This is a genomic window from Vibrio sp. 1978, assembly GCF_033344345.1.
In genome coordinates, this window is record NZ_JAWPOP010000017.1 from 67,892 (window position 1) to 89,507 (window position 21,616).

At 45.0% G+C, this 21,616-nt stretch carries 22 protein-coding genes; 10 read left to right on the forward strand and 12 right to left on the reverse strand.

The window, feature by feature from the left end; translation table 11 throughout:
- The 6 genes from mlaD (at nt 1) to R8N49_RS16680 (ending at nt 3,855) form a co-directional block, all read left to right on the forward strand.
- Nucleotides 1-489 (forward strand): outer membrane lipid asymmetry maintenance protein MlaD, encoded by a 489-nt coding sequence (gene mlaD, locus R8N49_RS16655; protein ID WP_005381099.1) that lies wholly within the window; start codon nt 1-3, stop codon nt 487-489.
- Between the two features lie 2 nt (nt 490-491).
- Nucleotides 492-1,130, forward strand: coding sequence for a phospholipid-binding protein MlaC (mlaC, locus tag R8N49_RS16660; protein WP_033907408.1), 639 nt, complete (start codon nt 492-494; stop codon nt 1,128-1,130).
- On the forward strand, nt 1,130-1,450 hold the full coding sequence (locus R8N49_RS16665; RefSeq protein WP_005381093.1) for a lipid asymmetry maintenance protein MlaB: 321 nt from the start codon (nt 1,130-1,132) through the stop codon (nt 1,448-1,450). Before mlaC ends, R8N49_RS16665 begins: the two co-directional genes overlap by 1 nt.
- Nucleotides 1,451-1,453: 3 nt before the next feature.
- The gene (gene ibaG, locus R8N49_RS16670; RefSeq protein ID WP_005381092.1) at nt 1,454-1,708 is read left to right on the forward strand and encodes a BolA family iron metabolism protein IbaG; all 255 of its coding nucleotides are present in this window, start codon (nt 1,454-1,456) and stop codon (nt 1,706-1,708) included.
- 9 nt (nt 1,709-1,717) lie between these two features.
- Nucleotides 1,718-2,974, forward strand: a complete 1,257-nt coding sequence (gene murA / locus R8N49_RS16675; RefSeq protein ID WP_005388419.1) for a UDP-N-acetylglucosamine 1-carboxyvinyltransferase — start codon at nt 1,718-1,720, stop codon at nt 2,972-2,974.
- Nucleotides 2,975-3,129: 155 nt separating this feature from the next.
- Complete coding sequence (locus R8N49_RS16680) at nt 3,130-3,855, forward strand: 1-acylglycerol-3-phosphate O-acyltransferase (RefSeq protein WP_005381088.1); 726 nt, start codon at nt 3,130-3,132, stop codon at nt 3,853-3,855.
- 85 nt (nt 3,856-3,940) lie between these two features.
- Here R8N49_RS16680 and R8N49_RS16685 read toward each other — a convergent pair whose 3' ends face one another.
- From R8N49_RS16685 to arcA, 5 genes are all read right to left on the reverse strand, one after another.
- Nucleotides 3,941-4,330 carry a RidA family protein gene (locus R8N49_RS16685; protein ID WP_005381087.1) on the reverse strand — a complete coding sequence of 130 codons (390 nt, stop codon included), beginning with the start codon at nt 4,328-4,330 and terminating at the stop codon, nt 3,941-3,943.
- Nucleotides 4,331-4,460: 130 nt separating this feature from the next.
- On the reverse strand, nt 4,461-4,922 hold the full coding sequence (gene pyrI / locus R8N49_RS16690; protein ID WP_005381086.1) for an aspartate carbamoyltransferase regulatory subunit: 462 nt from the start codon (nt 4,920-4,922) through the stop codon (nt 4,461-4,463).
- Nucleotides 4,923-4,937: 15 nt separating this feature from the next.
- Nucleotides 4,938-5,867 carry an aspartate carbamoyltransferase gene (pyrB, locus tag R8N49_RS16695; protein WP_005381085.1) on the reverse strand — a complete coding sequence of 310 codons (930 nt, stop codon included), beginning with the start codon at nt 5,865-5,867 and terminating at the stop codon, nt 4,938-4,940.
- Between the two features lie 281 nt (nt 5,868-6,148).
- Nucleotides 6,149-7,153, reverse strand: a complete 1,005-nt coding sequence (locus R8N49_RS16700) for an ornithine carbamoyltransferase (protein WP_005385520.1) — start codon at nt 7,151-7,153, stop codon at nt 6,149-6,151.
- 156 nt (nt 7,154-7,309) lie between these two features.
- Nucleotides 7,310-8,530: an arginine deiminase gene (arcA, locus tag R8N49_RS16705; RefSeq protein WP_005381082.1), complete on the reverse strand. Its 1,221-nt coding sequence runs from the start codon at nt 8,528-8,530 to the stop codon at nt 7,310-7,312.
- 583 nt (nt 8,531-9,113) lie between these two features.
- Here arcA and rraB point away from each other — a divergent pair.
- Nucleotides 9,114-9,527 carry a ribonuclease E inhibitor RraB gene (rraB, locus tag R8N49_RS16710; RefSeq protein WP_005381081.1) on the forward strand — a complete coding sequence of 138 codons (414 nt, stop codon included), beginning with the start codon at nt 9,114-9,116 and terminating at the stop codon, nt 9,525-9,527.
- Nucleotides 9,528-9,681: 154 nt separating this feature from the next.
- Nucleotides 9,682-10,482: a glycosyl hydrolase 2 galactose-binding domain-containing protein gene (locus R8N49_RS16715; protein WP_042523476.1), complete on the forward strand. Its 801-nt coding sequence runs from the start codon at nt 9,682-9,684 to the stop codon at nt 10,480-10,482.
- A gap of 19 nt (nt 10,483-10,501) precedes the next feature.
- On the opposite strand, the gene R8N49_RS16720 is transcribed toward R8N49_RS16715, so the two are convergent.
- The 5 genes from R8N49_RS16720 to pepA all read right to left on the reverse strand — a co-directional run bounded on the left by R8N49_RS16720 (nt 10,502) and on the right by pepA (nt 17,159).
- The gene (locus R8N49_RS16720; RefSeq protein WP_186584636.1) at nt 10,502-11,407 is read right to left on the reverse strand and encodes a bifunctional helix-turn-helix transcriptional regulator/GNAT family N-acetyltransferase; all 906 of its coding nucleotides are present in this window, start codon (nt 11,405-11,407) and stop codon (nt 10,502-10,504) included.
- 116 nt (nt 11,408-11,523) lie between these two features.
- A complete protein-coding gene (locus R8N49_RS16725; RefSeq protein WP_005381078.1) occupies nt 11,524-11,928 on the reverse strand; it encodes a DUF2061 domain-containing protein in 405 nt (134 codons plus the stop codon).
- A gap of 202 nt (nt 11,929-12,130) precedes the next feature.
- Entirely contained in the window at nt 12,131-14,989 is a 2,859-nt protein-coding gene (locus tag R8N49_RS16730; protein WP_186584637.1) for a valine--tRNA ligase, read from the reverse strand.
- A 96-nt stretch (nt 14,990-15,085) separates the two neighbouring features.
- Complete coding sequence (locus R8N49_RS16735; protein WP_031777270.1) at nt 15,086-15,535, reverse strand: DNA polymerase III subunit chi; 450 nt, start codon at nt 15,533-15,535, stop codon at nt 15,086-15,088.
- A gap of 115 nt (nt 15,536-15,650) precedes the next feature.
- Nucleotides 15,651-17,159, reverse strand: coding sequence for a leucyl aminopeptidase (gene pepA / locus R8N49_RS16740; protein ID WP_005381073.1), 1,509 nt, complete (start codon nt 17,157-17,159; stop codon nt 15,651-15,653).
- Between the two features lie 200 nt (nt 17,160-17,359).
- Between pepA and lptF the strand changes: the two genes are divergently transcribed.
- Both lptF and lptG read left to right on the forward strand, forming a co-directional pair.
- A complete protein-coding gene (lptF, locus tag R8N49_RS16745; protein WP_005381072.1) occupies nt 17,360-18,460 on the forward strand; it encodes an LPS export ABC transporter permease LptF in 1,101 nt (366 codons plus the stop codon).
- A gap of 3 nt (nt 18,461-18,463) precedes the next feature.
- A complete protein-coding gene (gene lptG / locus R8N49_RS16750) occupies nt 18,464-19,534 on the forward strand; it encodes an LPS export ABC transporter permease LptG (protein WP_005381071.1) in 1,071 nt (356 codons plus the stop codon).
- An 87-nt stretch (nt 19,535-19,621) separates the two neighbouring features.
- Here lptG and R8N49_RS16755 read toward each other — a convergent pair whose 3' ends face one another.
- Both R8N49_RS16755 and R8N49_RS16760 read right to left on the reverse strand, forming a co-directional pair.
- On the reverse strand, nt 19,622-20,101 hold the full coding sequence (locus tag R8N49_RS16755; RefSeq protein ID WP_005381070.1) for an RDD family protein: 480 nt from the start codon (nt 20,099-20,101) through the stop codon (nt 19,622-19,624).
- A 184-nt stretch (nt 20,102-20,285) separates the two neighbouring features.
- Nucleotides 20,286-21,554 (reverse strand): DUF2254 domain-containing protein, encoded by a 1,269-nt coding sequence (locus R8N49_RS16760; RefSeq protein WP_053303445.1) that lies wholly within the window; start codon nt 21,552-21,554, stop codon nt 20,286-20,288.
- Between the last annotated feature and the right edge of the window lie 62 nt (nt 21,555-21,616).

Consider the following 21,616-nt stretch of genomic DNA (forward strand, 5'->3'; position numbering starts at 1 on the left):
ATGCAACAAACACGTAAAACTGAATTATGGGTTGGCAGCTTTGTATTAGCGGGAATTTGCGCGATTCTTGTGATGATTTTTCAAGTTGCTGACGTAAAAAGCATTGGCTCTGGTGATACTTATACCCTCAAAGCCGAGTTCGATAATATTGGCAGTTTAAAAGTTCGTTCGCCCGTAAAAGTGGGGGGCGTTGTGATTGGTCGAGTAAGTAGTATTTCGCTTAACCCAGACAACTTATTGCCAGTTGTAACACTATCTATCAATAGCAAATACAATCAGTTCCCAGAAACGTCGAGCGTACAAATTTTGACATCTGGCCTGATTGGTGAGCAATACATTGGTTTAGTACCTGGCTTCGTTTTTGATGATGAAGTCATGCTGGTGGATGGTGATACCATCGAAGACACCAAATCGGCGCTTGTGCTTGAAGACTTAATTGGTCAAGTACTATACAGCGTAGGTGGTTCAGACGACTCAAGTAAGGAATAACTATGTTAGCGAGATTACTACTTTCAGTTTGTGCTGTGTTTAGCGTCTTTGGAACAACAGCAGCAGAGGTGGATAAAACTGAACCTTATAAGATGATGAAGCAGGTAGCTGAAGTCACGTTCGAAAGATTGAAAGCCGAACAGCCGAAAATCAAACAAGATCCAAATTTACTTAAAGTGATCGTTGAAGAAGAGCTAATGCCTTACGTCAACTACCGCTATGCAGGGTTAAAACTTCTTGGTCCAAACTTAAAAGGTGCTAAGCGTGAAGATGTACTTGAGTTTATCGATGCATTTCGTGCGTACCTAATTGCGTCTTATGCACAAGTGTTGACGCAATACTCTGACCAAAAAATTGAGTTTGGTCCTGAGCCTAGCATTGATGACTCTAAGCGTATTACAAGCATTAAAGTTGATATCATCGATACTCCGCGTCCAAACATCAAACTTGAGTTTAAACTGCGTAAAGACAACCAGTCTGGTGAGTGGGAAGCATTCGATATGATTGCAGAGGGCATTAGTTTGCTTTCTAGTAAACAATCCGAATGGAACAGTAAAATTCGTCAAGAAGGTATTCTATCTGTTGCTAAAGACCTAGAAAAATTGGCCGCAGAACCGATCCGCTTCGAGGCGAAGAAATAATGGCCCAGACTCCCGCTCAGTGGCAATTGGATCAAAACATTCTTAAGCTAACAGGGGCACTTGATAGAGATACAGTGCCTTCATTGTGGGCGTATGCACAGCAATGGCAACCTGCTCAATCGGAGCTGGAATGCTCGCTAAAAGAGATAGAGCGCGTCGACTCTGCAGGAATGGTGATGTTAATCCACTTATTAGAGCATGCAAAAAAGCAAAACTGTCATATAATGCTCAGTTTCGTGCCGGCGCAACTGCGCACTTTGTTTCAACTGAGCAATGTTGAATCTTTAGTGGCCAAACACATACAGAATTATCAGGGGTAAATTGTGGATAGCGCAAAAGTACAACAGTTATTAGAAGAAGCACTAAACCTTCAAGAAGTGCATGTGAAAGGTGAAGGTAGCCACTATGAAGTGGTTGCTGTTGATGCTTGTTTCGATGGAATGAGCCGCGTTAAGAAGCAGCAGCTAATTTATGCTCCTCTGATGGAATACATCCAGCGTAACGACATTCACGCATTATCAATCAAAGCGTTCACACCAGAAGAGTGGGCTCGTGATAAGAAATTGATGTCGCTTTAAGGTTTATTGATGGAAAAGTTTCGAGTTATTGGGTCAGATAAACCACTAGTTGGTGAAGTGACCATTTCAGGTGCAAAAAACGCAGCACTGCCGATTTTATTTGCGTCTATCTTGGCGGAAGAGCCAGTAGAAGTGGCAAACGTACCACACCTTCGTGATATCGATACAACCATGGAATTGCTTAAGCGTTTAGGCGCGAAAGTAAGCCGCAATGGCTCTGTTCATGTTGATCCAAGCAGTATTACAGAATACTGTGCGCCTTATGACTTGGTGAAAACCATGCGTGCTTCTATTTGGGCTTTGGGTCCTTTGGTGGCGCGCTTTGGTCAAGGTCAGGTTTCTTTACCAGGCGGTTGTGCTATTGGCGCTCGTCCTGTGGATCTGCATATTTCTGGTTTAGAGCAGCTTGGCGCAACCATTACATTAGAAGATGGTTATGTGAAAGCAGAAGTGGATGGTCGTCTAAAAGGCGCGCACATCGTGATGGATAAAGTCAGCGTAGGCGCGACGATCACCATCATGTGTGCCGCTGCGCTGGCGGAAGGCACAACAACACTAGATAACGCTGCGCGTGAGCCTGAAATCGTCGATACCGCTGATTTCCTAAATAAGCTTGGCGCAAAAATCTCTGGCGCTGGCACAGATACCATTACGATTGAAGGTGTTGAGCGCCTAGGCGGTTGTAAACACAACGTGGTTGCTGACCGTATTGAGACGGGAACATTCCTTGTCGCAGCAGCAGTATCTGGCGGTAAAGTGGTATGTCGCAACACTAATGCTCATTTGCTTGAAGCGGTTCTCGCCAAGCTGGAAGAAGCTGGCGCGCTTGTCGAAACGGGTGAAGATTGGATCTCCGTTGATATGACCGACCGCGAGCTAAAAGCGGTAAGTGTACGTACTGCGCCACATCCTGGTTTCCCGACGGATATGCAAGCTCAATTTACGCTACTGAACATGATGGCGAAAGGTGGCGGCGTAATCACTGAGACTATCTTTGAAAACCGCTTTATGCACGTACCAGAACTCATGCGTATGGGCGCTAAAGCTGAGATCGAAGGCAATACGGTTATCTGTGGTGATGTTGAGTCACTCAGCGGTGCGCAAGTGATGGCAACCGATCTACGAGCTTCGGCTAGTTTGGTTATTGCAGGTTGCATTGCTAAAGGCGAAACCGTCGTTGATCGTATTTACCATATCGACCGTGGTTACGACAAAATCGAAAATAAACTGGCTGCACTTGGCGCAAATATTGAGCGAGTGAGCTAGGCAAGTTAAACTGCACCGCAGGTAACTTGGATATCAAGAGAGCCGAAACCTGAGTTTCGGCTTTTTTATATCACTCTCATGACCATATTTTCCCTTTATGGAAAGAGAGATATTAATAGCTGTATCTGGCAAAAGCCGGTTCCTGGAGAACAAGAATGATTGCACTGTTACGTGTATTTGCTGTCGCTATCTTTGCGATTGTTATGTTTATTGGTGGTTGTGGTTACTGCCTATTAAGCCCTAGAAACCCTAAGCACGTTTTCACTTTTGGCCGTTTGTTTGCCAAGATGTCTCGTGTGTTTGGGATTAAGTTAGAGTTGCGTATCCCTGAAGATGCGTATTCACGCGGTCAACATGTTTACATTGCTAACCACCAGAACAACTGGGACATGTTTACTGTTTCTGCGGCTGTGACTCCGAAAGTTGTGACAGTAGGTAAAAAGAGCTTGGCTTGGATGCCACTGTTTGGTCAGCTTTACTGGCTTACGGGTAACATTCTGATTGACCGAGCGAATCGTTCTAAAGCAAAAGGTACTATCGATCAGGTCGTGAGCAGCATGAAAGAAAGTGATGTTTCGGTGTGGATGTTCCCAGAAGGCACGCGTTCTCGTGGGCGTGGTTTGCTTCCATTCAAAACAGGTGCTTTTCATGCGGCAATTGGTGCAGGTGTGCCAATCATTCCTATCGTATGTAGCTCGACGAATAAAATTAAGCTGAACCGTTGGAACAATGGTCATGTGATTGTTGAAATGCTACCTCCAATCAGCACTGAAGGCTATGGTAAAGAGGGCATTCGCGAGTTAGCGAATATCTGTCGTGAACAGATGAAAGAGAAGCTTGAATCGTTAGATGAAGAAGTCAAACAGCGCAACGCTGCTTAAGTTTTACTGCGATATCATCACGAAAAGACAATAAAAAACGGGTAGCCTGAGCTACCCGTTTTTTTATGTTTGTCAGCAAGTGCAATTATTTGCGAACAGCGATTGCTTCAATCTCGATGCCAACATCTTTTGGTAGGCGAGCCACTTCTACACAAGAGCGTGCAGGGTAGTTTGCTACGCCGTGCTCATCAAAGAACTTGCCGTAAACTTCGTTCACTGTGCCAAAGTCATTTAGGTCTTTAACAAAAACCGTTAGCTTTACAATATCAGATACTTTAAGACCTGAAGATTCAACTACAGCCTTTACGTTTTCTAGAGACTGACGAGCTTGTTCTGCGATATCAGCAGACACTTCACCTGTCGCTGGGTTTACTGGGATTTGGCCTGAAGTAAGAACCATGTTACCTAGATCTACGCCTTGAACGTAAGGACCGATTGCTGCTGGTGCAGACTCAGTGTGAAGTACTTTCGTCATTTGATTTTTTCCATCAGTTGTAGGGAATAAAGATTCTCAGTTTGCCTCTAAACCCTCGGTAGGTAAAGAGCAAAATACCCTGACATTACAGGGTATTTTAAACGTATCACAGCCTAGTCGTGCGGCGTGTTTATCGCTCGGTTACGATCTCGCGTGAGAACACTTTCTCGCAGTATTTACACTTTAGGCGGATTTCTTGTTTCTTCTCGAACACGCTAAAGCTGCTTTCTACTGGTTCATTATGAGAAATACAGTTTGAATTCGGGCATTCAAATACATCATTGATGCGCTCAGGAAGCTCTAATGCGAGCTTTTTCACCACTTCATAATTCTCGATTTGATTCACGGTCGCGTGAGGAGCATACAACGCTAGCTTGCTCGCTTGCTCTTCATTGATAAACACATTTTCGATTTTGAGTAGATCTTTATGACCGAGTGCTGATGATGGCAAGTTCAGTCCAATCGTTACGCGTTGTGATGAATTGTGCATATCGAACAGTCTTAATACTTTGATGCCGATTTGCGCAGGGATGTGGTCGATGACCGTACCATTTTTGATTGCTTCTACCTGCAATTGAGTTTCTTTAGCCATGATTTCTCCCCTCGATTACAGTGTTTCGTTTAGAACAAGCGCCAGCAGTGCTTGGCGAGCATACACGCCATTTTGAGCTTGCTGGAAGAAGTAAGCATGAGGCGTTTTATCAACATCAGTTGTAATTTCATCCACACGTGGTAGTGGGTGCAGTACTTTCAAGTTCTCACGCGCGCCTTCTAGTAGTGCCGCCGTTAGGATGTAAGCCGACTTAATATGTGCGTATTCCGATTCGTCAAAGCGTTCTTTCTGTACGCGTGTCATGTACAGAATATCCAGTTCAGGAATCACACTTTCCATGTCTGTGTGTAGGCTATATTGAATGCCAGCTTCGTCTAGTTCTTCGCAGATGTAATCTGGCATTGCCAGCGCATCTGGTGCAACAAAGAAGAAGCGGATGTTGTTAAACTTTGCTAAGGCTTGAGTCAGTGAGTGCACTGTGCGGCCATATTTTAGGTCACCTACGAATGCGACGTTCAGGTTGTCTAGACGCCCTTGTGTTTCCGCGATGGTGTATAGGTCGAGTAGCGTTTGAGTTGGGTGTTGGTTTGCACCGTCGCCCGCGTTGATCACTGGCACGCCATTTGAAAATTCAGATGCCAAGCGAGCGGCGCCTTCTTGTGGATGACGCATCACAAAGGCATCGACGTAAGAAGAGATGACTTGTACTGAATCTGCGAGTGTTTCGCCTTTCTTCGCCAGAGAGGTATTACCATCATTATCAAAGCCAATCACGTCACCACCAATGCGCTGAATCGCTGTTTCAAACGATAAACGTGTACGTGTTGATGGTTCAAAGAAACAACTTGCAACGACTTTGTTTTTAATCAGTTCTGGTCGAGGTGCTTTTTTAAGGCTACCTGCTGTTTCTACGATAAGTTCCAGTTCTTCGCGTGAAAGCTCTGGAATAGAGATGATGTGCTTCTGGTAAAGCGAGTTCGCCATGATCTTCTTCCCTATAACATTGATGACTACATCCAAATAACCGAAAGGAATTTTGGACATAAAAAAACCTCCCCAATGGGGAGGTTTTAAAATTCAATAGAATTAACGAAAATAACACCACGTAAGCGTAGTCGCTTAGCGAGAGCAAATCGCGTTTTTACGTCAGCAATCAGCGTGGTCATTTCTTAATCCTCAGACAAATTGCCGAGCATTATACGCTTAACTTTCGTGAGCGCAAGCGATTACATCATGGTTTTTATCGGCTGTTTTTGCGCACTGGTTTAGCTTCCTAGCGTCGCAACCATCACGGCTTTGATGGTATGCATACGGTTTTCAGCTTCGTCGAATACGATGGAGTATTCCGATTCAAATACCTCTTCTGTTACTTCAAGGCCTTTCATACCGTATTTTTCAGCGACTTCTTTGCCGACGGTGGTTTCATCATTGTGGAAAGCTGGAAGGCAGTGCATGAATTTCACATGTGGATTACCCGTTTGCTCAATCACGTCCATATTGATTTGATAAGGTGTCATTAACGCTACACGTTCATCCCATGCCTCGGCAGACTCACCCATAGACACCCAAACGTCGGTGTATAGGAAGTCACAACCTTTCACACCTTCCTCAACGCTTTCTGTTAACGTGATTTTTGCACCGGTTTGTTGCGCGATAGTTTGACAAGTTGCCACGAGCTCTTCTTCAGGCCAGAACGCTTTTGGCGCGACAAGGCGAATATCCATGCCCATTTTCGCTGCGCCCACCATAAGTGAGTTACCCATGTTGTTGCGCGCATCACCTAGGTAAGCGAAGGTTATTTCATGCAGCTGTTTACCACGGCCGTGCTCTTGCATGGTCAGGAAGTCAGCAAGGATCTGGGTTGGGTGGAACTCATCCGTTAAACCATTCCACACTGGAACACCAGCATAAGTACCAAGCTCTTCAACAATGGATTGGCCAAAGCCTCGGTATTCAATCCCGTCGTACATACGACCAAGAACACGAGCTGTGTCTTTCATCGATTCCTTATGACCGATCTGCGAGCCAGAAGGGCCGATGTAAGAGACTTGAGCACCTTGGTCAAAGGCAGCGACTTCAAACGCACATCGGGTACGAGTCGAAGATTTCTCAAAGATTAGTGCGATGTTTTTACCTTGAAGTTTCTTCTGCTCTGTTCCTGCATATTTAGCTTTTTTCAGCTCTGCAGACAGTTCGAGCAAAAACTGGATTTCTTTGGTTGAGAAGTCCAATAGCTTCAAAAAGTTGCGGTTACGTAAATTGAAAGCCATAGCTCGTCCCTTAGTACATGTGATTAGATTAATAGAATTTATTAAAACATATAAATGCTTTTATTGTGAATAATTATTTTTAATTAAAGCTAAAAAAGGTTGATGTATTCACATCAACCTTAGTTTTGATTCACCTAATGTAAAGGGACGAGTAAGTTATATATCGTCTCGTTCTATTGGACAGCTCATACAGCGAGCGCCACCGCGACCACGACCAAGCTCGTTACCAGGTACTGTCAGTACTTTGATGCCAGCTTTATCGTATTTTTCGTTGGTGTATACGTTGCGTTCGTAACCAATTACTACGCCCGGTTTTACAGTTAGAACGTTATTGGCATCATTCCATTGTTCGCGTTCCGCTTCATAGCTGTCGCCACCAGTGGTGATGATTTTCAGCTGATCTAAGCCAAGAGCGGACTCAATCGCGTGCAGATAGTTATGTGAGGCTTCAACATGCATTTCACCGTTGCCTTTTGGTGTTAAGCGCCATGTGTCGAGATCTTTGCGCATGATCTCTGGGTAAACAGAGAAAGTATCTACATCCATATGGGTCATCACGGTGTCTAAATGCATACATGAGCGGTGTTTAGGCAGATCAATTGCAATCACCTCGGTAGCTTGGCCTGCTTTAAATAGGCTTGCTGCAAGGTTCTCTACACCTTGTGCAGTCGTACGCTCAGACATACCGATAAGAACTGCACCTTTACCAATAACCAACACATCACCGCCTTCGACATTCGCATTATCATAATGCAGATCATCGTCACCGAAGTATTTGATAAAATCTTGGCCAGCAAAAATTGGGTGCCAACGATAAATCGCACGTAAGTGGTTTGTTTCACGTTGGCGTGCAGGCATCATCATCGGGTTAAGAGAAACGCCGCCATAAACCCAGCATGAGGTATCACGAGTAAAGAGGTGATTAGGCAGTGGCTCAATAACAAAGTCGAGAGGACGCTTCATTTTTGGCAGCATAGAAGATGAGGAGATCGGTAGCTCTGAGTAAGCTAAGCCACCTAAAAAGATGCAGGCAAGGTGTTCATCATCCATTTCTGAAAAGTATTGGCGTAGGTCTCGCGCAAAGGTTGGCCCGTAACGAAAGTCAGAAATCTGAGTGTTCAGCAGCCATTGTTTTGCTTCTGGAACAGCGAGGGTTTCGACCAGTAAATCGTGGAGGAGAAGCACTTCAACGTCTTGCTCGCGCAGCGTACGTGCGAATGCATCGTGCTCTTCACCTGCCGCTTCTACAGCAAGAACGTCATCAAATAGCAACTCATGACAGTTTGACGGAGTTAAGTGGGTTAGGGCGCGTTCAGGGCGATTTAATAGAACTCGTCGAAGTTGACCAACTTCTGATCCAACGTACAGCTTGCTCATTTTGTATCCTTACAAATTTTCCAGCCATTAGTTATGACAAGCTTCCTAGAAAGATGCAAGTTATCAAGCTTTGTTTATATTCTGGTGTTTATGGTTTTGTGAGTTTTTTATTTTTATTTTTATTCTTATGAAATTTATTATTAGATATAAATGCTATTTTACTAAAATTAGAGTGCGTGCGTTTTTATTCTAATTTTCCCGTTGAGAAAGAATACATGCACAGTGCATAAAACGTGCATTTTTATTCTAAATTATGCATTATTAAAGTGAATTTATTCGTTATGCATCTTCGTTTTACACGTGAGTGTATTCAAGAAAGCATCATAAACACGCATAGAAAGAGAAAATAACCACATTAAGTGTCAATTAGGATGTTCTGAATATTAAAAAACGCCATTCTTTGTTAATTTTTTGTTTCTTTGTGTGGTCGGTTTAATATTTAGATTCAAATAACCGATAAGAATCGCAGTGGTATGATGTTTGTTTGTGGCTTTTCATCGCAATCCATGCCATATTTCACCGGATCAGCATACTCAGTATCGGGTATTGTGTTTCCATCAAGTAACTAATCTGGAGCCAAAACATGTCTCACGAAGATGAATATCTATCAGTAGAAGAATTAATTGAGATTCAAAAGGAAGAGACTCGCGATATCATTGCAGCATTGCTAGAAGATGGCAGCGATCCAGATTCGCTATACGAAATTGAGCACCACCTGTTTGCAGAAGATTTTGACACGCTAGAAAAAGCGGTAGTTGAAGCATTCAAGATGGGCTTTGAAGTTCTTGAAGCAGAAGAAACTGAAGATGAAGATGGTAACAAGTTGCTTTGCTGTGATGCGACTATGGAGTCCGCACTAGACGCAGAAGCGATTGATGCGCAAGTTGAAAAATTGATTCACTTGGCAGAAAAATACGACATCATCTATGACGGTTGGGGTACGTACTACGAAGGCGAAGATGCGCTTTACCCTGAAGAAGATGAAGACGACGAGTAATCAAAGCTCACTACTTTTGGAAAAACCAGCGTTTAACGCTGGTTTTTTTATTCCTTGAAAAACTGACGAATGTGGAGGCGATAAATAATTCACATTGAGTTTATAGGGGATTTCTCCCTATAATGCGTGAAAATTGATCTAGCTCAAGGTGTATATGCAACTCTCACTCGCCGGTTTATGGCAAGTCTCTCCACTGACGGACCTTTCTATCCCACAGGATGACATTACTTTCCCTGCTCCTTTGAGTCAGGTATTGCCAGCTGAACTGACAGAAGAAGCAATTCGTCAGCAAGAGTGGCACCTGATGCATGACATTGAAGTGGACGAATCCATGATGGCATTCCCAGCGGTAGAAATGGTGTTGGGTGGTGTGGATTACCATGCAGAAGTGCGTTTGAACGGAGTAGCATTGTTTGACTGTGACGGTTCTCAAAATGTCTACAAGAAAGACATTCGCCCGTTCATGCAGATGGGGCGCAACCGTTTTGAGATCCTATTCCTTGAGGAAGAAGAAGATCTTCTGTTGGATGAGGATAAACCGGAGTTGTGTTTACTTGCAGATCATGAATATAAAAAAAGTGATGAGCGCTTAGGGGTATGGCAAGAACCGTATCTGCAGTTCATTCGCAATGTGCGTTTAGACCGCGTGGCTACCGAACAGATTTGGCACCACGGTGGTGGTTGTGAGTTTAAAGTAGACTTGTACTATCAAACTTTTTCGCCGGGCCTGGTCTCTGCATCGGTTAAGTTTAATGGTATGACTTACCATATTCCTATTGATGTCCGAGCGGAGCATGCGAGCGCTTTATTCCAGATCGAAGCGCCAAAGTATGCCGATCTTACTGATCCTGATCCAAGTGATCTCTACCAGTTGTCTGTTGAGTTGGATGGGCAGCACCAAAACTTCACTGTTGCCTTGAGCCAGGAGCTTTGTGTTACCCATGTTGTGCTTTAACTCTTAGTAATGCTCTTTATTACAGTGTTTTAAGCATTACGACTTCACATGCATCATGCCCTGTTTGTCCAAGCGGGGCATCGAGATGCTCAAAGCCTAGCTTTTCATACAAGCTTACCGCTTCTCTCAGACATTCAGTTGTCTCTAAATAGCACTGCTGATAACCAAATTGTTTCGCCAATTGTAAGCTCAATGCGACGATGCGTTTGGCTAAACCGTGCCCTCGTGTTTGAGGTAAAAAGTACATCTTTTGTAGTTCACATACATTTGGCTCGCCAGCTAAAGGGGCAAAGCCACCGCCACCAACGATCTCTCCGCGATGTTCAATGACCCAATAGGCGGCCCTGTTTTGATTGTACACCGAATACATATCATCAAGCGTTGGATCGGCCACACCATAACCTTTGTCTGCGGTTAAGCCGTATTCTGCAGAGACTTTACGAATCACATCTGCGACTTGCGGGTTGTCTGCTTTAGTAAGAGGTCGAAGAACGTATTCCTCAGCCTGACACACTTTTGTTAGCCCTTTTAGGTAAGTCTCTAGACCAAGTTTGAGTTGCTCTTGCTCGCTGTCATCGAGTTGGGTAAGCAGTTGTTCAAAGAAGTGGTTTTGCTGTTGGTCCAGTTGTGATAACGCCTGTTGGCCTTGCTCTGTAATCGCGACGAGTTGACTACGTTTGTCTTTTGGGTTTTCGATGCTCTCGACCAAACCTAATTTAATCAAACCAGTAACGGTTCGGCTCGCGTTGGACTTGTCGACATTAAGCTGCTGTGCCAGCTGATTGATGGTCAATGGCTGCAATTGGATTTCACCCAATGCGTGCGCTTGCACTGGAGTGAGAGCGACATCGCCGCATTGTTTATCAAGCATACCAAGCAATCGGACTGCTTGACGGGAGTAGTGTCGAAGTTGACGAGCGTTCATTATCACTTACCTCTAAAAAATAAAGTTGCGCACCGCAACTAAAATAATTGCGGTGCGCAACCTTGTCAATGGTAAATGTCATTTTTCTCGTTAGGAGACGTAGTGAGCCTCCATGTTTAAGCGTGGTGATGTAAACAAAACTGCGGTGCTGGAGCTTTTTCTGATGATTTACGCATCCATACTTTCTCGTGGAAGTAGTAAGCCACCGTGTTCAAACTCGGCTCTAGCATCGCCATTACGCCGCCGACAAATGCATCACCTGTTAGTAAGTAAACCACGGTAAAAGCGACGCTGAAGTGCACGGTCGCAAAGCTTGCGGTTTTTAATTTGGTCATCCACTGACGAGCTTTAAGTGCTGGGACTTTTGCCCATGCCTTTTCATGAAAGTAGAAGGCTACGGTGTTCACTGAAGGCTCAATCATGGCAATTAAACTACCAATTAGAATGTCGCCTGTGAGTACGTAAGCGACACTAAATGCGATAGTAAAATGCAGTGCTGCGAAAGTTAGTGTCTTTTTCATGATAATTACTCAATCGTGTTTGTTTCGATGAGTTCATTATCGATAATAATTCTCATTAATGCTAATGGATGATGAGTATTGTTGCGATAGGGGAAAGCTATTGATGATGGTTTTTGGTGAAAGAGATACAAAAAAGGTTGACCATGATGGCCAACCTTTGGATTCAAAGTGAGAAGTGTGAGTTCTTCTCTTTCACTGAGGCTTAAAGTGCAGCGATCGTTGTCTTCTGCTCTTCTAGCTTAGCTAGTGTCTCTTTGTAGCCTTCAAGCTTCTCACGCTCTTTAGCAACAACAGCTTCAGGTGCTTTCGCTACAAAGCCTTCGTTGCCCAGTTTGCCTTCGATACGCTTGATTTCGCCGTGCGTCTTCTTGATTTCGCCATCTAGACGAGCAAGCTCAGCATCTTTGTCGATCAGACCTGCCATTGGGATCATTAGCTCAGACTTAGCAACCAATGCTGTTGCACACGCTGGCGTTTCTTCGTCAGCAGCAAGTACGCGTACAGATTCTAGTTTCGCTAGAGACATTAGTACTTGTTTGTTTGCTTCTAGACGCGCAGCGTCTTCTGCGTTTGCTGCTTTCAGCATAACGTCAAGCGGCTTACCTGGGTTGATGTCGTATTCAGCACGTAGGTTACGGATGCTGGTAATAAACGCTTTCACCCATTCAATGTCGTCTAGCGCTTCTTGGTTGAAGTTTGCTTCGTCGAATTGAGGCAGTGCTTGAAGCATGATTGTCTCGCCTTCAACACCTTCAACTAGTGGCTTGATGCTTTGCCAGATAGTTTCAGTGATGTAAGGAATCACTGGGTGAGCTAGACGAAGAGTCTTCTCAAGAACCGTGATTAGCGTACGGCGAGTACCACGCTGTTGCGCTTCAGTACCTTTCCATAGAACGGGTTTAGTTAGCTCTAGGTACCAGTCACAGAATTGGTTCCAGATGAATTCGTAAAGCGTGTTAGACGCCATATCTAGACGGAAGTTGTCGATATGGTTGTTGAACGCTTTCGCTGCAAGTTCAAACTGAGACTCGATCCACTTGTCTGCTAGTGAGTATTCAATCTCACCACCGTTGAAGCCACAATCTTGCTCTTCTGTGTTCATCATTACGTAACGGCTTGCGTTCCATAGTTTGTTACAGAAGTTACGGTAACCCTCAAGACGCTTCATATCCCAGTTGATATCACGACCTGTTGATGCCATTGCTGCAAGAGTGAAACGCAGTGCGTCTGTACCGTATGCTTCGATACCGTTTTCAAACGTCTTACGAGTGTTCTTCTCGATCTTCTTCGCTAGTTGAGGCTGCATCATGTTGCCACAACGCTTCTCTACGAGAGACTCTAGGTCGATACCATCAATCATGTCGATTGGGTCAAGTACGTTACCTTTCGACTTGGACATCTTGTCACCGTTTTCGTCACGGATTAGACCAGTAACGTAAACCGTCTTAAATGGTACTTGTGGTTTGCCGTTTTCGTCTTTCACGAAGTGCATGGTCATCATGATCATGCGCGCAACCCAGAAGAAGATGATGTCGAAACCAGTTACTAGAACGTCTGAAGGGTGGAATACTTTCAGATCGTCAGTTTGCTCTGGCCAACCTTGAGTACCGAACGTCCATAGTGCAGAAGAGAACCACGTATCCAGTACGTCTTCGTCTTGGTGAAGTTCAATGACTGACTCTAGGTTGTTGTTCTTACGAACTTCTTCTTCAGTGCGACCTACGTAAACATTACCTTGGTTGTCGTACCAAGCTGGGATGCGGTGACCCCACCATAGCTGACGAGAGATACACCAGTCTTGAACGTCACGCATCCAAGAGAAGTACATGTTTTCGTATTGCTTAGGAACGAATTGGATGTCGCCGTTTTCTACTGCTTCAACTGCGGTTTTCGCTAGAGGCGCAGTACGTACGTACCATTGGTCAGTTAGCATTGGTTCGATAACCACGCCACCACGGTCGCCGTAAGGAACTTGTAGATCGTGATCTTTCACTTCTTCAAGTAGGCCTAGCTCGTCGAATTCAGCAACGATAGCTTTACGAGCGGCAAAACGCTCCATACCGTGGTATTTAGCTGGTAGCTCAGTGCTGTAAGCGTCGCTTGCTTCGCCGTTAGTGTTGAATACTTCTGCTGAGTCGCGGATGTTCGCGTCGAAAGTCAGAATGTTGATCATTGGTAGCTGGTGGCGCTTACCTACTTCGTAGTCGTTGAAGTCGTGCGCAGGTGTGATTTTCACACAGCCAGTACCTTTTTCCATATCTGCGTGCTCATCGCCCACGATTGGGATGCGACGATCAACGATAGGAAGGATGATTTCTTTACCGATAAGATCTTTGTAACGTGGATCTTCTGGGTTAACTGCAACACCTGTATCGCCTAGCACGGTCTCTGGACGAGTCGTTGCAACAACGATGTAGTCTTTGCCATCCGCTGTTTTTGCGCCATCTGCTAGTGGGTAGCGGAAGTGCCACATGTTGCCTTTAGTGTCTTTGTTCTCTACTTCTAGATCTGAAATCGCTGTGTGTAGCTTTGGATCCCAGTTAACTAGACGCTTACCGCGGTAGATTAGATCGTCTTCGTATAGACGTACGAACACTTCTTGAACGGCGTTAGATAGACCATCGTCCATCGTGAAGCGTTCACGATCCCAGTCTACAGATGCGCCAAGACGACGAAGCTGCTTAGTGATAGTGCCGCCAGATTCGCCTTTCCATTCCCAGATTTTGTCGATAAAAGCTTCACGACCGTAATCGTGTTTTGTTTTGCCTTCTTCTGCAGCGATCTTACGCTCAACAACCATCTGAGTTGCGATACCAGCGTGGTCAGTACCTACTTGCCAAAGGGTGTTTTTACCCTTCATACGTTCACAACGGATAAGCGTATCCATGATCGTATCTTGGAACGCGTGGCCCATGTGTAGGCTACCAGTGACGTTCGGTGGCGGGATCATGATGCTGTATGATTCTTTAGTAGTGTCACCGTGTGGCTTAAAGTAGCCTTTCTCTTCCCAAGTCTGATACAGAGCTTGTTCGATTGAAGTTGGGTTGTATGTCTTTTCCATAGCGCTCTTTTAATGGATACGTTGATGGTTGAATCTTAGTCAATCTTTATAAGTGAGGGATCTTAACAAGATCGCCTTAACTATAAGGATTGACCGTTAAGGATATTGAATTTCGATCGTTTGCAGCTGGTAACCTGCTTGACGGTAAATTTTATATCTTTCTCTTGCGAGTTGTTTAGCTTTTTCTTCGCAGGGCACGAAGTCTACCACTTGAGCAAACTTGTTCGCAAAGGTTGTCTCATTTTCCGCCAAATTAATTACCAGCTGACGGTTCCAATTAGGTTTTACACCTTCATGGCCGATTTCAATGTTGGTGGCGTATTTCGGTCCCTCGCCTACGAGGTTATGTGCCATGAACTTGTCTGCATCAACTTGCCAAAAGGCTTCAGCGAGCTGCTCGGCGTGTGGTTTGTCTTGGCAGTTTAAATACACTTTAGCGCCTTGGCGAGCAAAGTGCTGAGCCAAAAACACGATGTATTCTTCAAAGCCAGCCACCGTTGCTTGCGGGCTCTCTTCGTTAATGATGTAGAAGGTTGCAGTTTGCATCATTCTCTCACTTGCCTTGGGTCTCTTCCTAAGACCATCTTAAGTCCCACTTTCATTTTAGAAAATTAGGATAATAAAAAAGGGCCTTGCGGCCCTTTTAGATTCTGTTCAGAAATTACTCTTCTGTCTCTTGGCCGCTGCGGTTCAAAAGGAATTGGACAAGCATTGAGACAGGACGGCCCGTTGAGCCTTTCGCTGCGCCTGATTTCCACGCGGTACCTGCGATATCGACGTGTGCCCAGTTGTACTTCTTCGCGAACTTAGATAAGAAGCAACCCGCAGTAATTGTGCCACCAGGGCGACCACCAATGTTTGCCATATCCGCAAACGGGCTCTTCAACTGTTCGTGGTACTCGTCTGCCATTGGTAGACGCCATGCACGGTCACTCGCTTGCTCAGAAGCGTTTACTAGCTCATGAGAAAGAGGGTTGTGGTTAGAGATTACGCCGCTGATATGGTGGCCTAGTGCGATAACACAAGCACCAGTTAGCGTTGCAACGTCAACCACGCAGTCTGGTTCGAAACGCTCTACGTAAGTCAGTGCGTCACAAAGAACAAGACGGCCTTCAGCATCCGTGTTCAGAACTTCTACAGTTTGACCAGACATGGTCGTTAGGATGTCACCTGGACGGTAAGCGTTGCTGCCAGGCATGTTTTCACAGCCCGCTAGAACACCAATAACGTTGATTGGTAGGTTTAGCTTCGCTAGCGCTTTCATTGTACCGAATACCGATGCCGCACCACACATGTCGTACTTCATCTCATCCATACCTTCACCCGGCTTTAGAGAGATACCGCCTGAGTCGAAGGTTAGACCTTTACCTACGAGCACAATCGGTTTTGCATCTGAGTCAGGGTTACCTTTGTACTCGATGATAGACATCATAGATTCGTTTTTAGAACCACGGCCTACTGCTAGGTAAGAGGTCATACCCAGTTTTTCCATCTCTTGCTCACCAATAATTTTGGTGGTTACGGTTTCGTAATCGTCCGCTAGACGACGAGCTTGAGAAGCAAGGTAAGCTGGATTAGCTACGTTTGGCGGCATGTTGCCAAGGTCTTTTGAGGCTTTGACACCTGATGCGATAGCAAGGCCATGAGTGATTGCTTTTTCACCCAAGTTCAATTCACGACGCGTTGGTACGTTGAAAACAAGCTTGCGCAGTGGGCGGCGAGTCTCAGGTTTCACGCTCTTGAATTGATTAAATGTGTATAGACCATCTTTAGTCGCTTCTACAGCCTGGCGCACTTTCCAGTATGTATCACGACCCTTAACATGCAGTTCAGTTAGGAAACATACCGCTTCCATTGAGCCTGTCTCGTTAAGTGTGCTGATCGTCTTTTGAATGATTTCCTTGTACTGGCGCTCGCCAAGTTCACGCTCTTTGCCGCAACCGACAAGTAAAACGCGCTCTGACAAAACACCTGGTACTTGATGCAGTAGCAGCATCTGACCAGGTTTACCCTCTAGATCACCACGGCGAAGTAGTGAACTGATGTAACCGTCACTGATTTTATCAAGTTGTTCGGCTACTGGAGAAAGGCGACGTGGTTCAAACACACCAACAACGATACATGCGCTACGTTGTTTCTCTGGACTGCCACTTTTTACACTGAACTCCATGCGTACTCCTACATCCTGAAGACAAATTGCTCTAAATGTTAGATAATGATCGCTTACTTGTTGAATTTTAGCTCCAGACTTACATGCAGAGCTGATTAAGCGACTAACATCTAGTTTATAATTTTTAAAAAAATAAATGGTTCAACGGGAAACTATAGTGATTCGACCAAAAAAACAAGTTTTGTATAGGTAATTTCAGCGTGATTATTGTTAGATATTTGATCCGCGAAACACTCAAGAGCCAATTTGCGATTTTTTTCGTACTTTTTTTGGTGTTTGTAAGCCAGAAATTCATAAGTGTTCTTGCTGATGCTTCTGATGGGGATATTCCTGCTGGATTGATTTTCTCTATTGTTGGTTTGAACATGCCAGCAATGGGTCTGTTAATGCTGCCTTTAAGTCTGTATATCGGCATATTGATCACATTTGGTCGTCTGTATGCAGAGAGCGAAATTGTCGTAATGAACGCGACAGGTATTGGTAATAAATTCTTAGTTCAAGCGGCCTTATACCTAGCGTTGATTACTTCAGCGGTGGCGGCTTTCAATGCGTTGTGGCTATCTCCGTGGTCTCAAGACCGCGTTGAGCAGCTTTATGAGCAGGTAGCGTCAGAAAACAGCGTTGACCTACTTAAAAAAGGTCAGTTCCAAGGTACACCAGACGGTTCATCGGTTGTGTTCATCGATGACATTAAAGACAATACCTTGAGCAACGTTTTTGTTGCGCAGATGCGCCCTCGAGATTCGGTGTTACCGAGTGTGATGTTCTCATCTTCTGGTGAAGTAAAAGAGCTTTCGGACGGTCGTCAGATCATCACTATGAAAGAAGGTACGCGTTATGAAGGTGTGCCTACTCGCGTTGAATATATGATCACGAAATTCGATGAATACGAAGGTGTTATCGGCCAACGTGAGGTCAAAAAGAAAGGGCGAGACTGGGAAGCATACCCAACGGTTGACTTGATAGGTCACCCAGATCCAGAGGCGCAAGCGGAGCTACAATGGCGAATTTCGTTATTTGTGTGTATTCCACTCTTAACGATGCTCGTTATTCCTTTGTCTGCGGTGAATCCGCGTCAGGGACGGTTTGCCAAAATGGGGCCTGCGATTCTGATCTACCTAGCGTATTTCTTGGCGATCAGTGCAACCAAATCTGCATTAGAAGATGGTGACATCCCGGCTGCTATTGGTATGTGGCCAATCAATGCGATGTTGCTGATTGTTGCTATCATGGCGAATATGATGGACAGCGTTGCTGCTAGACGAATAAAAGACAAATTCCGCAAGAAGAGGCTCGCGTAAGCTGTGTTCAAAATATTAGACCTTTACATCGGTAGAACCATCATCTCTACCACTGCCTTGGTTTTAGCGACGTTTGTTGGCTTATCGGGCATCATCAAATATGTAGAACAGCTACGTAAAGTTGGGCGAGGTGTGTACGACCTCACTCATGCGTTGTACTTTGTGTTACTCAGTGTGCCGCGTGATATCGAAATGTTCTTTCCAATGGCGGCATTACTCGGTGCCCTGATCGGCTTAGGTATGTTGGCTTCAAGCTCTGAGCTTGTGGTGATGCAAGCTGCTGGTTTCTCTAAGCTGGATATCGGGTTATCGGTACTCAAAACGGCCGTCCCGCTCATGATTGTTGTTATGGCGTTAGGTCAATGGGGCGCTCCTGAGGCCCAGAAGATGGCCCGTGACTTACGTGCGTTTGCGATATCAGGTGGTAGCATTGTGTCTGTGCGCTCAGGTGTGTGGGCTCGTGATGCAAACGACTTTATCTTTATCGGTAAAGTCGAAGACGACAAACTTTATGCTTTAAATATGTGGCGTTTTGATGATGATAAGAATCTACAAAAAGTTATTTTCGCCGAAGAAGTCGACTACCAACAAGATAACAACTGGCTGATGCGTTACGTACAAATTACGGACATGGAAAATGAAAACGTAATTTCAAAGCAAGACATCGAACAGATGGAGTGGCACACCTCTTTGGCACCAGATAAGCTAGCTGTGGTGACCGTGAAGCCAGAAGAACTGTCACTGAGCGGTTTGTATGATTATGTGACTTACCTAAAAGCATCGGAACAAGATGCATCTCGCTATGAGTTGGCGTTTTGGCGTAAGTTGACTCAGCCGCTTTCAATTGCTGTGATGATGTTAATGGCGCTATCTTTTGTTTTCGGTCCACTCAGAAGCGTGACCATGGGGGCAAGGGTATTGTCGGGCGTGGTTGCCGGGTTTACTTTTTACATATCCAGTGAGTTCTTTGGCCCATTAAGCTTGGTGTATGGCATATCCCCAGTGTTTGGTGCTTTGGCCCCGAGTTTGGTGTTCTTAGCTATTGCGATTGCACTGCTACGAAGAAAGCTATAACTGAAGCATCATCGAATAAACCAAGTTTTACCGAACCAAATGTAAAAGGAAGGCATTACGCCTTCCTTTTTTGTGTTCCTAGACAAGTTAGTTTGCCTTCGGTAATACAACAACCTCTGTTTTGGCCCAAATGTCGTGGAAACCACGTTTCTTCGGATCAATCGGTACAGTCAGATTTGCCAAGCCAAAGCCAGATGTCGAAATACGAATTAGAGCTTGAGTTACCGTAATTGGTGCACCGTCTTTGGCATTGCGAACTCGAAGCTTCCAAGCGCGCATCCCAAGAGTTTGTCCTGCTCGCGTCCAGAAGAACACAAAGAAATATATCCACACACCCGCAAGATAAAGTGTAAATAGAGGGCTCAATACAGGGTGCTTTCCGAGCATATCTGCGGCATCAGCGTACTCGCCATAGCTCAACAATCCTGCTGCATTTAGTGCAAACACAACGGCCATAACAATACCAGCGGCCATCATTTCAATTGCGATAATAATCAATGTGTCGTAAATCAACGCTGCAAGTCGACGAAAGAGACCTGCAGGTGGAAGAGTTGTAGACGTTGTCATTATTCCATCACTTACCTTAAAAATTGTGCGTCAGAATATAGATTCCCTCACCAAGAGAAAAGAGACCTAACGCACAGAGTCTTTAATTGTGTATAAACGAAGAGACTTTTCTGCCCTACGTTATCAGCACATGTCATGATACACGAGGCCGTGCAGCAATATGTTTCAACTGAATTCGACTCTCTTAACCATTGGCTTTTTGGTCTGTGACCAGATTAGATAGCTGAGAGAGTTGGTGTTTCTCATCTTCGGTATAATGTTGGCTTAATGAAAGCTCTAAAGCTTTTTCTGACAGCTTGATTGCTGGTGACAAAAATAACTTAGGGTGCATACTAGAGAGAGCTAGCAAGGCCTTTTGTAGGCGAATCTGTATTTGGAGTTGCGCTGCACCATCGTGTGCTATCGGCAAAAAGACATCATCAAACAAATCCTGGTAGCTCAATGCGGGCACAAATAGTCTAGGATATCGAGTTTTGGCTGGCGGCTCACTGAGTAGGTCTCCCCATAATGAAAGTGCTCGTACAGAACGCCCAAGAACGTCAATCGCGGTGCCATTATCATTTACAGCCGGAGATAGTGCTCGTGAGGCGATTTCCGCCATAACGACTAAACCAAAGCGAGGGTCCTGATCATATGAACGCTCCGTTCGAATCGTGAAGGCTGCCGTTACTTCGCTTTCGTCTGGCAATTCTCCACAAACCCAAGCCAATGGTTGACCTACGTACACAAAACTTCCCGGTTGTCGCTCAAGGTAGATGGTGCATTGGTTTGCTTCAGCAATACTATCGAGGTGATGCATATCAACATGCTGTAAGTAGCCAATTTCTTGGCTCAAAATAGGTTTACTTCCTCTGGGCTTATGCTCTGGGTGGCTCCATGGGTGAGCACCTAGCCAGCGCTCTTTGCCCCGTTTTCTTATCGCATCTAACAAGGCTTGCTCTACGTATGAAGTGGTTTCACTGACCCTTCCTAGTACGGAAAGGTGCTGAATCCAACGTAGCAGAGTGAGTATGATCATCACGATTACGGCGATAGTCACGATGAATAGATAAATTTGTGCTTGTTGATGATAGGCCCCAATACCTAGCGCGATAATTCCTACCAAACTAAATAGAAAAGAGCCAAGAAAGGTTGCTAAGGCATTTTGTGTTGTGCTGTCTTCCATCAACAGTTTTGTCGCTCGCGGCGTTACCCCTGCACTAGCGGCACTGTACGCTGAGACCATAATATTGAGAGAGAATGTAGTCACTGCAAGCATGGAGGTTGCGAGGATATTTAATATGTTGTTCAACAAATCCTTGCTGACGTTGATGGCAGGGGGCAGAGTAATGAACTGGTTTAAAACAATCGACATTAAGGCGGTAGCAACAGCTAGTAATGCGTAGAGTGACGTCCGGACCCACAGTTTTCGTGTCATCTGTTTCAGTAACCACTGCCATTTTGACCCAGTCATTCTTTGCTCCTATTCAGTTCTCACTAGAAAGTCGATAGAAAATTCAGAAAGTTATTCTTGCT

What these genes read in the sequence shown, in the direction of transcription:
- mlaD (WP_005381099.1), top strand. Translation starts at nt 1, where the DNA reads ATGCAACAAACACGTAAAACTGAATTATGGGTTGGCAGCTTTGTATTA.
- mlaC (WP_033907408.1), top strand. Translation starts at nt 492, where the DNA reads ATGTTAGCGAGATTACTACTTTCAGTTTGTGCTGTGTTTAGCGTCTTT.
- R8N49_RS16665 (WP_005381093.1), top strand. Translation starts at nt 1,130, where the DNA reads ATGGCCCAGACTCCCGCTCAGTGGCAATTGGATCAAAACATTCTTAAG.
- murA (WP_005388419.1), top strand. Translation starts at nt 1,718, where the DNA reads ATGGAAAAGTTTCGAGTTATTGGGTCAGATAAACCACTAGTTGGTGAA.
- R8N49_RS16680 (WP_005381088.1), top strand. Translation starts at nt 3,130, where the DNA reads ATGATTGCACTGTTACGTGTATTTGCTGTCGCTATCTTTGCGATTGTT.
- R8N49_RS16685 (WP_005381087.1), bottom strand. Translation starts at nt 4,330, where the DNA reads ATGACGAAAGTACTTCACACTGAGTCTGCACCAGCAGCAATCGGTCCT.
- pyrI (WP_005381086.1), bottom strand. Translation starts at nt 4,922, where the DNA reads ATGGCTAAAGAAACTCAATTGCAGGTAGAAGCAATCAAAAATGGTACG.
- pyrB (WP_005381085.1), bottom strand. Translation starts at nt 5,867, where the DNA reads ATGGCGAACTCGCTTTACCAGAAGCACATCATCTCTATTCCAGAGCTT.
- R8N49_RS16700 (WP_005385520.1), bottom strand. Translation starts at nt 7,153, where the DNA reads ATGGCTTTCAATTTACGTAACCGCAACTTTTTGAAGCTATTGGACTTC.
- arcA (WP_005381082.1), bottom strand. Translation starts at nt 8,530, where the DNA reads ATGAGCAAGCTGTACGTTGGATCAGAAGTTGGTCAACTTCGACGAGTT.
- rraB (WP_005381081.1), top strand. Translation starts at nt 9,114, where the DNA reads ATGTCTCACGAAGATGAATATCTATCAGTAGAAGAATTAATTGAGATT.
- R8N49_RS16715 (WP_042523476.1), top strand. Translation starts at nt 9,682, where the DNA reads ATGCAACTCTCACTCGCCGGTTTATGGCAAGTCTCTCCACTGACGGAC.
- R8N49_RS16720 (WP_186584636.1), bottom strand. Translation starts at nt 11,407, where the DNA reads ATGAACGCTCGTCAACTTCGACACTACTCCCGTCAAGCAGTCCGATTG.
- R8N49_RS16725 (WP_005381078.1), bottom strand. Translation starts at nt 11,928, where the DNA reads ATGAAAAAGACACTAACTTTCGCAGCACTGCATTTTACTATCGCATTT.
- R8N49_RS16730 (WP_186584637.1), bottom strand. Translation starts at nt 14,989, where the DNA reads ATGGAAAAGACATACAACCCAACTTCAATCGAACAAGCTCTGTATCAG.
- R8N49_RS16735 (WP_031777270.1), bottom strand. Translation starts at nt 15,535, where the DNA reads ATGCAAACTGCAACCTTCTACATCATTAACGAAGAGAGCCCGCAAGCA.
- pepA (WP_005381073.1), bottom strand. Translation starts at nt 17,159, where the DNA reads ATGGAGTTCAGTGTAAAAAGTGGCAGTCCAGAGAAACAACGTAGCGCA.
- R8N49_RS16755 (WP_005381070.1), bottom strand. Translation starts at nt 20,101, where the DNA reads ATGACAACGTCTACAACTCTTCCACCTGCAGGTCTCTTTCGTCGACTT.
- R8N49_RS16760 (WP_053303445.1), bottom strand. Translation starts at nt 21,554, where the DNA reads ATGACTGGGTCAAAATGGCAGTGGTTACTGAAACAGATGACACGAAAA.